The following is a 13,039-nucleotide window of genomic DNA, read 5'->3' on the forward strand; positions in this document are numbered from 1 at the left end:
GCCCGGCGGCCCTTTGGGCGCCGGGCCAGCGGCCGGGCCGCGCCCGTCCCGGTGGCCGGGCCGGGTAGGGCGGCCACGCCCGGTCCCGCGGACGCGACCGGTCCGGTCACCGGACTCCTCTACGCGCGTAGGCGCGTACCGGCTAGGCTCGCTACGTGAACGCATCTGAGATTGACGACACGGTCAACGCCGCCGCGGCGCGGCTGCGGGAGTTGACCGGGGTGGCCGGCCACGACGTGGCGCTGGTCATGGGGTCCGGCTGGCTGCCCGCCGCGGACCAGCTCGGCCTGCCGGAAGCGGAGTTGGACGTCACCGAGCTGCCCGGATTTCCGCCGCCGGCGGTCGAGGGTCATGCGGGCAGGGTCCGTTCGTATCGCGTCGGCGGCAAGCGCGCGCTCGTCTTCCTCGGCCGCACCCACTACTACGAGGGCCGCGGCGTCGCGGCCGTCGTGCACGGCGTCCGCACCGCCGTGGCCGCCGGCTGCAAGACGGTGGTGTTGACCAACGGCTGCGGCGGCGTGCGCGGCGACATGAGCGTCGGCCAGCCCGTCCTCATCAGCGATCACATCAACCTCACCGCCACCTCGCCCATCGTCGGCGCCAACTTCGTCGACCTCACCGACCTGTACTCGCCGCGGCTGCGCGCGCTCTGCCGGGAGATCGACCCCTCCCTGGAGGAGGGCGTGTACGTGCAGTTCCCGGGGCCGCACTACGAGACGCCGGCCGAGATCCGCATGGTGCGGGCGATAGGCGGGGACCTGGTCGGCATGTCCACCGTGCTGGAGGCCATCGCGGCCCGCGAGGCCGGCGCCGAGGTGCTCGGGATCTCGCTGGTCACCAACCTCGCCGCCGGGATCACCGGCGAGCCGCTGAACCACGAGGAGGTCCTCCAGGCCGGCCGGGACTCGGCCGCCCGGATGGGGGCCCTGCTCGCCCGGCTGCTGGGGCGGATCTGATGGCGGGCGTCGGGCCGGCGGACGTCGAGCGGGCCGCCCGCGCCTGGCTGGCCGAGGATCCGGACCCGGAGACCCGCGCCGAGCTGGCCGCCCTGCTGGACGCCGGCGACACGGCGCCGCTCGCGGAGCGCTTCGCCGGCACCCTGCAGTTCGGCACGGCCGGGCTGCGCGGCGAGATGGGCGCCGGGCCGATGCGGATGAACCGGGCCGTGGTCATCAGGGCCGCCGCCGGGCTCGCCGCCTACCTGAACCGGACCGCGCCCGGGCTCGTCGTCATCGGCTACGACGCCCGCCACCGGAGCGCCGACTTCGCCCGCGACACCGCCGCCGTGCTGACCGGCGCCGGGCTGCGGGCGGCGCTGCTGCCGAGGCCGTTGCCGACGCCGGTGGTCGCCTTCGCGATCCGCCACCTCGGCGCCGTCGCCGGCGTCGTCGTCACCGCCAGCCACAACCCGCCGCGGGACAACGGTTACAAGGTCTACCTCGGGGACGGCAGCCAGATCGTGCCGCCGGCCGACGCCGACATCGCGGCCGAGATCGCCGCGGTCGGCCCGTTGGCCGGCGTGGCGCGCCCCGAGTCCGGCTGGGAGGTGCTCGGCGAGGAGGTCGTCGAGGCGTATCTGGCCCGCACCGGCGCGGCGCTGGCACCCGGCGGGGCGCGCGAGGTGTCGGTCGTCTACACGCCGATGCACGGCGTCGGGCAGGCGACGCTGGTCGACGCGTTCGCCCGCGCCGGCTTCCCCGCCCCGGAAGAGGTCGCCGAGCAGGCGGATCCCGACCCGGAGTTCCCGACCGTGGCCTTCCCCAACCCGGAGGAGCCGGGCGCGATGGACCTGGCGCTCGCGCGGGCCCGCGCGGTCGGTCCCGACCTGGTGCTGGCCAACGACCCGGACGCGGACCGCTGCGCGGCCGGCGTGCCGGACTGCTCGCAGGGCGCGGGGAGCTGGCGGATGCTGCGCGGCGACGAGGTGGGCGCGCTGCTCGCCACCCACCTGGTGCGGCGCGGGGTGCGGGGCACGTTCGCGGCGTCCATCGTCTCGGCCTCGCTGGTCGGCCGGATCGCGGCCGCCGCCGGGCTGCCGTACCGGGAGACGCTGACCGGCTTCAAGTGGCTGGGCCGGGTGCCGGGGCTGGCCTTCGGGTACGAGGAGGCGCTCGGCTACTGCGTGGACCCGGGCGGGGTGCGGGACAAGGACGGCATCACCGCGGCGCTGCTGATCGCCGAGCTGGCCGCCGAGCTCAAGGCGGACGGCGGCCGCACGCTGACCGACCTGCTCGACGACATCGCGCTGGAGCACGGGCTGCACGCCACGGACCAGCTGTCGGTGCGGGTCGCCGACCTGGGGCTGATCGCGAAGGCGATGGACCGGCTGCGCGCCACCCCGCCGACGGCGCTTGGCGGTCTGCCGGTGACGAGCGCGGAGGACCTGCGGTCCGGCTCGGCGGAGCTGCCGCCGACCGACGGCCTGCGGTACGCCCTGGCGGGCGCGGGGGACGTGGCCTCGGCCCGGGTGATCGTCCGCCCCTCGGGGACCGAGCCGAAGCTGAAGTGCTACCTGGAGGTGGTGGTCCCGGTCGCCAACCGCGCCATGCTCCCCACGGCCCGGACCAGGGCGGCGGAGGCCCTGACCGCGATCCGCCACGACCTCTCGACGGCCGCCGGCGTCTGACGGCGATCGTCCGCACCGGCGCGAGGCGCCGCGTGGTGGGCCTGCCGCCGGCCAGGCCGGCGCCGCGCCTCCTCCGGCGGCCGACCGGCCACGGGGGTCGAGCCCTCGGGCACGTCAGCCGTCCTGCCGCCGGCGGCACGAGCCGCGCACCGCCCGCCGGGCGCGGGGGCGTGGCACCGGCCACGGGCTGCCCGGGCCGCCAGTGGCGGCGTCCGACAGGCATAGGACCGTGCCGTTGGACGCCGGCGCCAGCACGGCGCACGGGCATGCCCCGGCCACGGGCCGGCCGGGCCCTGCCCGGGGCAAGCCGGCGGCACGGGCCCTACCGAAGGCGCCGACCGCCCTCGGGCGCGTCAGCCGTCCTGCCGCTGGCGGCACGGCCCACACCGGGCCAGCCACCGCCGGCCGCGCGGAGCCGTCGCAGCGCGACCCCGGCCAGGACCACCGCCGCGCCCCGGGCCACCGCCGCGCCCCGGGCCACCGGTGGCGGCGTCCCATAGGGACAGGACCGTGCCGTTGGACGCCGGGCGCCAGCACAGCGCCCCACGGCGCACGGGCACGCCCCGGCCGGGCCCTGCCCGGAGCAAGCCGGCGGCACGGGCCCTACCGAAAGCGCCGAAGGCGCAGTCAGACGCCGACCGACCGCAGGGGCCGCACCCGTGGCGCGCCCACGCCGCACCGGCCCCGGCCCCGGCCCCGGCCAGCGCAGCGCCGCGCAGCGCCGCGACCCGTCAGAGGAGCCAGAGCGCCAGCAGGCCGAGTGCGCCGATGGCGAGGGGGGTCAGGATCTCGTAGCTCCAGCGGACCGCGACGGCGCCTTCCGGCGCCTCGCGGTCGGCGTGGCGCTCGGCGAGTTCGCGGAGTTCGGCAACCGCCGCGTCGCTGGGGGCGGTGCGCGGGAGGTGGTCGGCGGGGCCGGCGGCGGCCGAGTTGTTGCCGAGGCTGCCGAGGCCGAAGGGGCCGCTGCGCGGGGTGCGGCCGGCGGCCACGTCCTCGTTGTGTCGGGTGGCCTTGGAGCGGGCCCGCAGCGAGACGGGGATGGCCCACATCTGGTAGCGGGCGCCGGCGGCCACGAACTCCGTGGAGTACCTGGCCTCGATCTTCTCGACGGCGGCCCAGGGGGTGGTGATGGTGCGGAAGGGGTTGCGCACCCGCAGCCGTTCGTCGGAGGCGAAGACGGCGGGCCGGAAGGTGAAGGCGATCACCAGCGGGGCGAAGAACAGCAGCGTGGCCGCGGCCGTCAGCGGGGTGCGGCCGTCGCCGCGCAGGATGGCGTCGCCGCCCAGCCAGCCGGCCAGGCCGAGCAGCAGCGCCCCTGCCGCCATGGCGGCGGGCGACCGGTAGACGCGGTCGGCGTAGGTCTGGGACTCACTCATGCATCCGATTCTGCCGGACCGGGCGTGGGCCACCCCAGTGACAGGTCACTACGCGCGTAGATATGCTGATCTGGTGAGCATGCCATCTCCAGCACCTGCGCTGGCCCCGGCCGACGTGGCGGACGTGACCGCCACCGACGCCGCGCTGCGCCGCTTCCTGCACGGCCTGCCGGGCGTCGACGCGGTCGGCCTGGAAGGCCGCGCGGCGGCCCTGGCCACCCGCTCGATCAAGACCACCGCCAAGGCCTTCGCCATCGACCTCGCGATCTCCATGATCGACCTGACCACCCTGGAGGGCGCGGACACCCCGGGGAAGGTGCGGTCGCTGTGCGCCAAGGGCGTCAGCCCCGACCCGACCGACCGCACCGTACCGTCCGTCGCCGCGATCTGCGTCTACTCCGACCTGGCCGGGGTCGCCGTCGAGGCGCTGCGCGGCACCGGCGTCCAGGTCGCCTCGGTGGCCACGGCCTTCCCCGCCGGGCGGGCGGCCCGCTCGGTCAAGCTGGCCGACACGGCGGAGGCGGTCGCGGCCGGTGCCACCGAGATCGACATGGTGATCGACCGGGGCGCCTTCCTCTCCGGCCGCTACCTGGAGGTCTTCGAGGAGATCAGGGCGGTGCGCGAGGCCTGCGGCGCGGCCCACCTCAAGGTGATCCTGGAGAACGGCGAGCTCGCCACGTACGACAACATCCGCCGCGCCTCGTGGCTGGCGATGCTGGCCGGGGCGCACTTCATCAAGACCTCGACCGGCAAGGTGGGGGTCAACGCCACCCCGGCCAACACCCTGCTGATGCTGGAGGCGGTGCGCGACTTCCGGGAGGCGACCGGCCGCCAGGTGGGCGTGAAGCCGGCCGGCGGCATCCGCACCGCGAAGGACGCGCTGCGCTACCTGGTGCTGGTCAACGAGACGGCGGGCGACGACTGGCTGGCCCCGGCCTGGTTCCGCTTCGGCGCCTCCAGCCTGCTCAACGACCTGCTGATGCAGCGTCAGAAACTGCGCACCGGGGCGTACTCCGGGCCCGACTACGTGACCGTGGACTAGGACGAGGCCGCACATGAAATTCGAGTACGCACCCGCGCCCGAGTCCCGGGCGACGGCCGAGATCGCCCCGTCCTACGGCCTGTTCGTGGACGGCGGGTTCCGCGAGGCGGCAGACGGCCGCACGTTCAAGACGGTCTCCCCGGCCACCGAGGAGGTGCTGTCCGAGGTGGCGCTCGGCGGCGAGGCCGACGTGGACGCGGCGGTGGCCGCGGCCCGCGCCGCGTTCCCCGCCTGGTCGGCGCTGCCGGGCGCGGAGCGCGCCAAGTACCTGTTCCGGATCGCCAGGTTGGTGCAGGAGCGGGCCCGCGAGCTGGCGGTGCTGGAGACCTTGGACAACGGCAAGCCGATCCGCGAGACCCGCGACACCGATCTGCCGCTGGTCGCCGCGCACTTCTTCTACTACGCGGGCTGGGCCGACAAGTTGGCCCACGCGGGCTTCGGCCCGAACCCGCGGCCGCTGGGCGTGGCGGGGCAGATCATCCCGTGGAACTTCCCGCTGCTGATGCTGGCGTGGAAGATCGCGCCCGCGCTGGCCACCGGCAACACGGTGGTGCTGAAGCCGGCCGAGACGACGCCGCTCACCGCGCTGCGGTTCGCCGCCATCTGCCAACAGGCCGGACTGCCCAAGGGCGTCGTCAACATCGTCACCGGCGACGGCACGACGGGCGCGGCGCTCGCCGCGCACCCGGGCGTCGACAAGGTCGCCTTCACCGGATCGACCTCGGTGGGGCGTGCCATCGCCCGCTCGCTGGCCGGCACGGGCCGCCGGCTCAGCCTCGAACTCGGCGGCAAGGCCGCCAACATCGTCTTCGACGACGCCCCGCTCGACCAGGCCGTGGAGGGCGTGGTCAACGGCATCTTCTTCAACCAGGGCCACGTGTGCTGCGCGGGCTCCCGGCTGCTGGTGCAGGAGTCGGTGGCCGAGGAGCTGCTGGCCCGGCTCAAGCGGCGCGTCGGCACGCTGCGGCTCGGCGACCCGCTGGACAAGAACACCGACATCGGCGCCATCAACTCCCCGGAACAGCTGGCCCGCATCCGGGAGTTGGCCGACGCCGGGGACGCGGAGGGCGCCAGCCGCTGGACCGCGCCCTGCGAACTGCCGTCCACCGGCTACTGGTTCCCGCCGACGCTGTTCACCGGCGTCACCCAGGCGCACCGCATCGCGCGCGAGGAGATCTTCGGCCCCGTGCTGTCGGTGCTGACCTTCCGCACCCCCGACGAGGCCGTCGCCAAGGCCAACAACACGCCCTACGGCCTCTCCGCCGGCGTCTGGACCGAAAAGGGCTCCCGCATCCTGTGGATGGCCCAGCGGCTGCGCGCCGGCGTCGTCTGGTCCAACACCTTCAACCGCTTCGACCCCACCTCACCCTTCGGCGGCTACCAGGAATCCGGCTACGGCCGCGAGGGAGGCCGACACGGACTGGAGCCCTACCTCGATGTCTGACACCCCGTCTCCCCGTCTCAGCGTCCTCAAGACCTACAAACTGTTCATCGGGGGCGCGTTCCCCCGCTCGGAAAGCGGACGGGTCTACGACGTGACCAGCCCCGACGGCCGCTGGCTGGCCAACGCCCCGCTCGCCTCCCGGAAGGACGCCCGCGACGCGGTGGTCGCCGCGCGCAAGGCGTTCGCGAAGTGGTCCGGCGCCACCGCGTACAACCGGGGCCAGGTCCTGTACCGGATCGCGGAGATGCTCCAGGGCCGGCACGACCAGTTCCGTCTCCAGCTCACCGACGCCCAGGGTCTTTCCAAGGCCCAGGCCAGGGCGGCCGTCGACGCGGCGATCGACCGCTGGGTCTGGTACGCGGGCTGGACCGACAAGATCGCGCAGGTCGCCGGCGCCACCAACCCGGTGGCCGGTCCCTACCTCAACCTGTCGTCGCCCGAGCCGACGGGCGTGGTCGCCGTGGTGGCCCCGGTCGGCTCGCCGCTGCTCGGGCTCGTCTCGGCGCTCGCCCCGGTGATCGCGACGGGCAACACGGCCGTGGTGGTCGCCGATCCGGCGGCGCCGCTGCCGGCGTTGACGCTGGCCGAGGTGCTGGCCACCTCCGACCTGCCGGCCGGCACGGTCAACGTCCTCACCGGCCGCCCCGCCGAGCTCGGCCCGCCGCTCGCCGCCCACCAGGACGTCAACGCCCTGGACCTCACCGGCGCCTCGCCCGACCTGGCGGCGGAGCTGGAGGCCGCGGCGGCCGAGACCCTGAAGCGGGTGCACCGCCCGCGCGCCGCCGAGGACTTCACCGCCGACCCGGGCACCGGCCGGCTGACGGCGTTCCTGGAGACCAAGACCGTCTGGCACCCGATCGGCGTCTGACGGCCGGGAGTTGACCTCAAGCGAGGTTGAAACCGTAGCGTCGGCGCCATGCGCGTGCTGACCATCGGCGTCGACCCCGAGCTGGTCGACTTCACGGCGATTCCGCGGCTCGACGCCGCGCTGGTGCGCACCACCGGCGCGGCGGTCCGGGCCGAGCTGGCCCGCGAGGGCCACGAGGTGACCCGCTGCGTGATCGACCTCGGCGAGACGGCGGACCAGGTGCTGACCCGGGCCCTCACGGGCGGCGAGTTCGACTGCGTGGTGATCGGCGCCGGGGTGCGGGTGGTGCCGGAGCACCTGCCGCTCTTCGAGCGGGTGATCAACCTGGTGCACCGGCTCGCCCCAGGCGCCGCCATCTGCTTCAACACCGAACCGGGCGACACGGTGGCCGCCGTGCGGCGCGGCCTCGCGTCGCGGGCGAGCTGGTAGCGCCGGCGCCGGTCAAATCGCTGGCCGGCGCCGGGACATGCTGGCACGCTCGGTCCATGGAGCATGCCTGGCTCGGCTCGCCGATCGACGCGCGTCCGCTGTTCCGTCCCGAGCACGCGGCGTTGATGTCAACGCTGCGTGAGCTGGGGCCGGCGGACTGGGGTCGGGAGACCGTGCCCGGCTGGACCGTCCACGACCTGGCCGCGCATGTCCTGGGCGACTGTCTGGGCCGGCTCCCCGGGCGTCGCACCGGCCTGGCGCCGCGGCCCGGCGAGTCGCTCGAGTCGTTCATCCACCGGGTCAACCAGGAGTGGGTCGAGGCCCATCGGCGGACCAGGACCGCGGCGCTCGTGGCCGCCCTGGACCGGGCGGGGCCCGAGGTGGCCCGTCTCTTCGAGACCCGGGACCCGTTCGCCCCGGCCCTCGGCGTCTCCTGGGCGGGCGTCGACCCGGCGCCCGGCTGGCTGGACACGGCCCGCGAGTTCACCGAGTACTGGGCCCACCGCCAGCAGATCCGGCACGCCGTCGGCCTCCCCACGGACCCGGCGGTCCGGCCGCTCTCGGTCGTCCTCGACACCTTCCTGCGCGCCCTCCCGCACACCCTGCGCACGGTGCAGGCGCCGCCCGGCACCCAGCTCCGGCTGTCCGTGACGGGGCCGGCCGGCTCCACCTGGACCGCCACCCGGCTCCGCGACGGCTGGTCCCTGGCCGAACCGCCCACCGAACGGCCCGCGGCGACCGTCCTGCTGACCGCGGAGACCGCCTGGCGGCTCTGCGTCCGGCTCATCGAGCCGGCGGAGGCGCTGGCCGTGGCCACGGTCGACGGCGAGCGCCGGCTGGCCGCGGCCGCCTGCCGGATCGTCTCCGTCGTCCACTGAGTCAGCCGGGCAACCGCTCCGCCACCTCGGCGGCCAGCCGCTCACCGTCGTCCAGCGTCGCGGCGCCGGTGAACAGCGCGTGGGCGCGGGCCGCGAAGTCCGGTGGCGCGGCCGGCAGCGCGGCCGCCGCGTCGACCGCGCCCTTCTCGTTGAGCAGCCACCGCCCGGCGTGCGCGTGCAGGGCGTGGACCAGCAGCCCCACCGCCCGGAAGAGGCAGCCCGCGACGTAGAAGGCGTCGCCGCGCGCCTCGCCCTTGCGGGCCTGGGCGAGGATGAACGGCACCTCCCACCGGGCGTTCCCGATCAGCGCGTCGCGCAGCGGCGCCGGGTACTCCGCCATCTCGGCGCGGAGCGCGGTGAGTTCGCCGGTCGGGTCGGCCAGCACCCGCGCCGACGCCACCTCGCCCGCGTAGGCGTGCGAGTACACGCCGAGCGGGTGGCCGGCCTGTGCGCCCACCTCGAACCGCCCGGCCCGGCACTCGTCCCACACCCGCCGCACCCGGTCCAGGTCCCGGTAGATCCAGTCGACCCGGTGCCCGTCGACGGTCAGCCAGGCCCCGCCGTCCACCCAGGGGCCCCAGCCGCCGGGCTCCGTCACCTCCACCGGACCGCCGGTCAGTTCGGCCGCGAGCGCCCGCAGCGCGGCGGTGTCCAACGGCGGCCGGTAGTACAGCCCCAGGTCGTAGTCCGAGTCCGGCCGGTGCGTCCCCCGGGCCCGACTGCCGCCGAGCGCGACGGCCACCACCCCGTCGACCCCGGCCAGCCGCTCACCGATCTCATCCAGGCGTTCCACGAGCCCTCACCCTCTCGACCGTGATCCGCCGATCGTAGGACCTACGCCCGGCGCCCGATGCCGACGGGGGGTGGCGCCTCCTAGGCTCTGGACGCCCGCCCCGTCGAGAGGTCGCCCGCCATGCCGCTCAACGCCGCCGCTCCCGTCCGTGTCGCCCGCCCGTGCCGTGACCTCGCCGCCGCCGAGCGGTTCTGGGCCGGCGGGCTCGGCCTCGACGTCCTCTACCGACACACCACGGACGGCACCACCCCGGGCGAGCACTCCCTGCTCATGCTCGGCTGGCGCGACGCCAGCTGGCACCTGGAACTGGTCCACGACCCGGCCGCGCCCGTGGAGCCGCGCCCCACCCCCGAGGACCTGCTGGTGATCTACCTCGGCGAGCCGGTGCCCGACTCACTCGTCGCCCGCCTCGAAACACACGGCGGCCGGCGCGTCCCCGCCCACAACCCGTACTGGGACACCTGGGGCGTCACCATCCAGGACCCCGACGACTACCTGCTGGTCCTCTCCACCCGCACCTGGTCAACCGCCTGAGCGCTCCGCCGCAAGCGCCACCACATGCCGCCGGCCCTCCGCCGCACCGTCGTGGCCGGTCGCGCCACGTGGCCGGGCCACCCAGCATCACGGGCCCCGCGCCCTGTCAGCACGCCGGCCGGCGATCAACCACCGGTCGGATCAGGGCGGTTGGGCATAACCTGACCGACGGACAACGACGACGATCCGAGGGAGTGATCACATGGCCGGCAGAACGCACCTCGTCACCGGAAGCGCGTCCGGGATCGGCCGGGCGACCCGCGAGCTCCTGGAGTCCCGGGGCGACCGCGTCATCGGCGTCGACGTCCACGACGCCGACCTCGTCCGCGACCTGTCGGACCCGGAGCACCGCGCCGGCCTGCGCGCCGACGTCGCGGCGCTGGCCCCGGACGGGCTGGACGCGGTGCACGCCGTCGCCGGCGTCAACCTGCCCGGTCCCCTGACCGCCCGGGTCAACTACTTCGGCGCCGTCGCCACCCTGCGCGAGCTGCGCCCGCTGCTGGCCAAGTCGCCCGCGCCCGCGGCGGTCGCGGTGGCCTCCTTCGCCACGCTGATGCCCCCCGACGAGCCGCTGCTGGCGGCACTCCGCGCGGAGGACGAGCCGGGGGCCGTCGCGGCGGCCGAGGCGCTCGCCGACCGGGGCCAGGGGGTCCTGGTCTACCCCACCAGCAAGCGTGCCCTGGCCGAGTGGGTGCGGGAGCGGTCCGTGACCCCGGAGTGGGCCGGTGCCGGCATCCCGCTCAACGCCGTCGCGCCCGGCGTCATCCGCACGCCCATGACCGCCGAGCTGCTGGCCACCCCCGAGAGCCGCGACGCCCTGTTCCAGCAGGTCCCGGCCCCGCTGAACGGCGCGGCCGAGCCGGCCGCCGTCGCCGGTCTCCTGGCCTGGCTGACCAGTGCGGAGAACCGCCACGTCACCGGCCAGGTCATCTTCTCGGACAGCGGCGCGGAGGCGACGCTGCGCGGCCCCCACATCTTCGGCTGAGCGGCTGAGCGGCTGAACGACCGAGCCCTACTCGAACCGCTCGGGGTCGCCCGTGCCGCGCCGCACGATCTCCGGCTCGTCCCCGGAGAAGTCGACGACCGTGGTCGGCTCGGTGCCGCAGTCGCCGGAGTCGAGGACGGCGTCGACCACGTGGTCGAGCCGCTCCTTGATCTCCCAGCCCTGGGTCAGCGGCTCCTCCTCGCCCGGCAGCAGCAGGGTGCTGGAGAGCAGCGGCTCGCCGAGCTCGGCGAGCAGGGCCTGGGTGACGACGTGGTCGGGGATGCGCACGCCGACCGTCTTCTTCTTAGGGTGCAGCAGCTGGCGCGGCACCTCCTTGGTCGCCGGGAGGATGAACGTGTAGCCGCCCGGCGTCGCCGCCTTGATCGCCCGGAACACGTCCTTGTCGATCTGGACGAGCTGGCCGAGCTGCGCGAAGTCACGGCAGACGAGGGTGAAGTGGTGCCGCTCGTCGAGGTCGCGGATCGCCCGGATCCTGCCGATGCCGTCCCGGTTGCCCAGCTGGCAGCCCAGGGCGTAGCAGGAGTCCGTCGGGTAGGCGACCAGCGCCCCCGAGCGGATGCTCTCGACCACGCCGCTGATGGTGCGCTGCTGGGGGTTCTTCGGGTGCACGTCGTAGTACCTGGCCATCCGCCGACCCTACGCGAACCCGGGCCGGGCGGCGGGCCAGGGCGGCGCGGGGCCGGTCAGGGGACGGCATGGCGCCGGGGCGTGCAGCGGCGCCAGCGGCGCACGCCGACGATCGCCGCGAGGACGGCGACCAGCGAGGTGAGGAGGAGGACGCCGCGGGTGCCCCAGGAGACGACGCGGTCGAGGGAGTCGGCGGCCAGGTAGCCGGCGCCCGCCTCGGCCGTGGCCCAGAGGACGGCGGCCAGCGCGCTGTGCGGGGCCATCCGCCGGTACGGCAGGCCGCCGGCGCCGGCCAGGTAGGGGGCGACGGTGCGGGCCACCGGCAGGAAGCGGCAGATGAACACGGCCTGGCCGCCCCGGCGTTCGGTCAGGCCGCGGGCACGGCGCCAGGCCGCGTCGGGGACGCGGCGGCCGAGGCGGCCGGTGTAGAGGCGGGCGCCGAGCGTGCGCCCCGTGCGGTGGCCGAGCGCGTCGCCGCAGACCACCGCGGCGACCGCGACCAGGATGACGAGGGCCAGGTTGAGGGTGTCGGCGCGGGAGAGCGCGCCGGCGGTCAGCATGGTGGTGAGGGTCGGGACGAACGCGCCGATCAGCAGGATGGACTCGGCGAAGACGATGGCGGCCAGCAGCAGGTAGGCCGGCGCCGGCGGCACGTCCCCGAGGAGGTCGGTCAGAGCCTCCACTCAGGACTCCGCGGGTGCGACCAGGCGCCACACCCGGGCCGGCGGCAGGTTGGCCCAGACGCGGGTGTACCCGGCGTCGTACCGCGCCTGGTAGCCGGCGAGCACCTCCTCGACGGCCCGGTGCCTGGCGGTCTCGGCCCGGGAGGAGACGGCGGAGCGCAGCGCGCGGGTGCCGGTGTAGGCGAAGTAGGTCAGGGCACCGCCGGGGTGCAGCAGTTCGAGGTAACGGCTCATGATGGCGTCCACCTGCTCGGGCTCGAAGTTGGTGAACGGCAGGCCCGAGACGATCACGTCGTAGCTGCGGCCGGTGTCCAGGTCCTCGACGAACGTGTGGTGCACCTGGACCCGCTCGGCCTCGTGTGCCGTCAACTCCCGGAGCCGCGCGGCGAATCGGGCGTTCGCCTCCACCACGTCCAGCCTACTGCCGGCGCCGAGCAGCGGCATCAGCTCGCGGGTGACGGCGCCCGTGCCGCCGCCGACCTCCAGCACGTTCCAGGCGCCCGCGCCGCGTTCGCGCAGCGGGGCGGCCAGCGCGGCGGCCAGCCGCCGGCCGCTGGGCGCTATCGCTCCCGTGGTGCGGAAGCCGCGCAGGGCCTCGGCGAGGAACAGGGTGGTGCCGCCGGTGCCCGACGGGGTGGACGGGCTGGTGGGGGTGGTCGCCATGGGGTCACGTTAGGAAGCGCGCCCGGCGCGCGGATCGGTCGAAGTGCGACCCCGGCCCCCTACGAAAGTA

General features: G+C 75.4%; 14 protein-coding genes. 9 read left to right on the top strand and 5 right to left on the bottom strand.

Annotation, left to right across the window (positions count from 1 at the left end):
- Positions 1-155 precede the first annotated feature (155 nt).
- Positions 156-956, top strand: a complete 801-nt coding sequence (locus RNC47_RS13330) for a purine-nucleoside phosphorylase (RefSeq protein WP_311598573.1) — start codon at positions 156-158, stop codon at positions 954-956.
- Positions 956-2,626, top strand: coding sequence for a phospho-sugar mutase (locus RNC47_RS13335; protein ID WP_311598575.1), 1,671 nt, complete (start codon positions 956-958; stop codon positions 2,624-2,626). Before RNC47_RS13330 ends, RNC47_RS13335 begins: the two co-directional genes overlap by 1 nt.
- A 731-nt stretch (positions 2,627-3,357) precedes the next feature.
- Here RNC47_RS13335 and RNC47_RS13340 read toward each other — a convergent pair.
- Entirely contained in the window at positions 3,358-4,002 is a 645-nt protein-coding gene (locus RNC47_RS13340; protein ID WP_311598576.1) for a PH domain-containing protein, read from the bottom strand.
- Positions 4,003-4,081: 79 nt separating this feature from the next.
- On the opposite strand from RNC47_RS13340, the gene deoC reads away from it, so the two are divergent.
- From deoC to RNC47_RS13365, 5 genes are read left to right on the top strand one after another with little or no spacing between them, the layout of a single operon-like run.
- Positions 4,082-5,044, top strand: a complete 963-nt coding sequence (gene deoC, locus RNC47_RS13345) for a deoxyribose-phosphate aldolase (RefSeq protein ID WP_311598731.1) — start codon at positions 4,082-4,084, stop codon at positions 5,042-5,044.
- A 13-nt stretch (positions 5,045-5,057) separates the two neighbouring features.
- Positions 5,058-6,488, top strand: a complete 1,431-nt coding sequence (locus tag RNC47_RS13350) for an aldehyde dehydrogenase family protein (RefSeq protein WP_311598577.1) — start codon at positions 5,058-5,060, stop codon at positions 6,486-6,488.
- Positions 6,481-7,356, top strand: coding sequence for an aldehyde dehydrogenase family protein (locus RNC47_RS13355; protein WP_311598578.1), 876 nt, complete (start codon positions 6,481-6,483; stop codon positions 7,354-7,356). The genes RNC47_RS13350 and RNC47_RS13355 overlap by 8 nt, the downstream gene beginning before the upstream one ends.
- A gap of 48 nt (positions 7,357-7,404) precedes the next feature.
- Positions 7,405-7,785 carry a hypothetical protein gene (locus RNC47_RS13360; RefSeq protein WP_311598579.1) on the top strand — a complete coding sequence of 127 codons (381 nt, stop codon included), beginning with the start codon at positions 7,405-7,407 and terminating at the stop codon, positions 7,783-7,785.
- A 56-nt stretch (positions 7,786-7,841) separates the two neighbouring features.
- Entirely contained in the window at positions 7,842-8,663 is an 822-nt protein-coding gene (locus RNC47_RS13365) for a maleylpyruvate isomerase family mycothiol-dependent enzyme (RefSeq protein WP_311598581.1), read from the top strand.
- Between the two features lies 1 nt (position 8,664).
- Here RNC47_RS13365 and RNC47_RS13370 read toward each other — a convergent pair whose 3' ends face one another.
- Positions 8,665-9,456: a nucleotidyltransferase domain-containing protein gene (locus tag RNC47_RS13370; RefSeq protein ID WP_394814772.1), complete on the bottom strand. Its 792-nt coding sequence runs from the start codon at positions 9,454-9,456 to the stop codon at positions 8,665-8,667.
- A 120-nt stretch (positions 9,457-9,576) separates the two neighbouring features.
- On the opposite strand from RNC47_RS13370, the gene RNC47_RS13375 reads away from it, so the two are divergent.
- On the top strand, positions 9,577-9,990 hold the full coding sequence (locus RNC47_RS13375) for a VOC family protein (protein WP_311598583.1): 414 nt from the start codon (positions 9,577-9,579) through the stop codon (positions 9,988-9,990).
- Positions 9,991-10,192: 202 nt separating this feature from the next.
- Positions 10,193-10,975 (top strand): SDR family oxidoreductase, encoded by a 783-nt coding sequence (locus tag RNC47_RS13380; protein ID WP_311598585.1) that lies wholly within the window; start codon positions 10,193-10,195, stop codon positions 10,973-10,975.
- 27 nt (positions 10,976-11,002) lie between these two features.
- Here RNC47_RS13380 and RNC47_RS13385 read toward each other — a convergent pair whose 3' ends face one another.
- From RNC47_RS13385 to RNC47_RS13395, 3 genes are read right to left on the bottom strand one after another with little or no spacing between them, the layout of a single operon-like run.
- Positions 11,003-11,623 carry an L-threonylcarbamoyladenylate synthase gene (locus RNC47_RS13385; RefSeq protein WP_311598586.1) on the bottom strand — a complete coding sequence of 207 codons (621 nt, stop codon included), beginning with the start codon at positions 11,621-11,623 and terminating at the stop codon, positions 11,003-11,005.
- Between the two features lie 56 nt (positions 11,624-11,679).
- Positions 11,680-12,306, bottom strand: coding sequence for a DedA family protein (locus RNC47_RS13390; RefSeq protein WP_311598588.1), 627 nt, complete (start codon positions 12,304-12,306; stop codon positions 11,680-11,682).
- The gene (locus RNC47_RS13395; RefSeq protein ID WP_311598590.1) at positions 12,307-12,969 is read right to left on the bottom strand and encodes a class I SAM-dependent methyltransferase; all 663 of its coding nucleotides are present in this window, start codon (positions 12,967-12,969) and stop codon (positions 12,307-12,309) included.
- Positions 12,970-13,039 lie beyond the last annotated feature (70 nt).

Origin of the sequence: Streptomyces millisiae (assembly GCF_031845425.1) — a bacterium.
In the GTDB taxonomy this organism is placed as follows: Bacteria; Actinomycetota; Actinomycetes; order Streptomycetales; family Streptomycetaceae; genus Streptomyces; species Streptomyces millisiae.

Coding starts and splice junctions, on each gene's coding strand:
- RNC47_RS13340 (WP_311598576.1), bottom strand. CDS start 4,002: ATGAGTGAGTCCCAGACCTACGCCGACCGCGTCTACCGGTCGCCCGCC.
- deoC (WP_311598731.1), top strand. CDS start 4,082: ATGCCATCTCCAGCACCTGCGCTGGCCCCGGCCGACGTGGCGGACGTG.
- RNC47_RS13395 (WP_311598590.1), bottom strand. CDS start 12,969: ATGGCGACCACCCCCACCAGCCCGTCCACCCCGTCGGGCACCGGCGGC.
- RNC47_RS13375 (WP_311598583.1), top strand. CDS start 9,577: ATGCCGCTCAACGCCGCCGCTCCCGTCCGTGTCGCCCGCCCGTGCCGT.
- RNC47_RS13350 (WP_311598577.1), top strand. CDS start 5,058: ATGAAATTCGAGTACGCACCCGCGCCCGAGTCCCGGGCGACGGCCGAG.
- RNC47_RS13355 (WP_311598578.1), top strand. CDS start 6,481: ATGTCTGACACCCCGTCTCCCCGTCTCAGCGTCCTCAAGACCTACAAA.
- RNC47_RS13365 (WP_311598581.1), top strand. CDS start 7,842: ATGGAGCATGCCTGGCTCGGCTCGCCGATCGACGCGCGTCCGCTGTTC.
- RNC47_RS13385 (WP_311598586.1), bottom strand. CDS start 11,623: ATGGCCAGGTACTACGACGTGCACCCGAAGAACCCCCAGCAGCGCACC.
- RNC47_RS13335 (WP_311598575.1), top strand. CDS start 956: ATGGCGGGCGTCGGGCCGGCGGACGTCGAGCGGGCCGCCCGCGCCTGG.
- RNC47_RS13380 (WP_311598585.1), top strand. CDS start 10,193: ATGGCCGGCAGAACGCACCTCGTCACCGGAAGCGCGTCCGGGATCGGC.
- RNC47_RS13360 (WP_311598579.1), top strand. CDS start 7,405: ATGCGCGTGCTGACCATCGGCGTCGACCCCGAGCTGGTCGACTTCACG.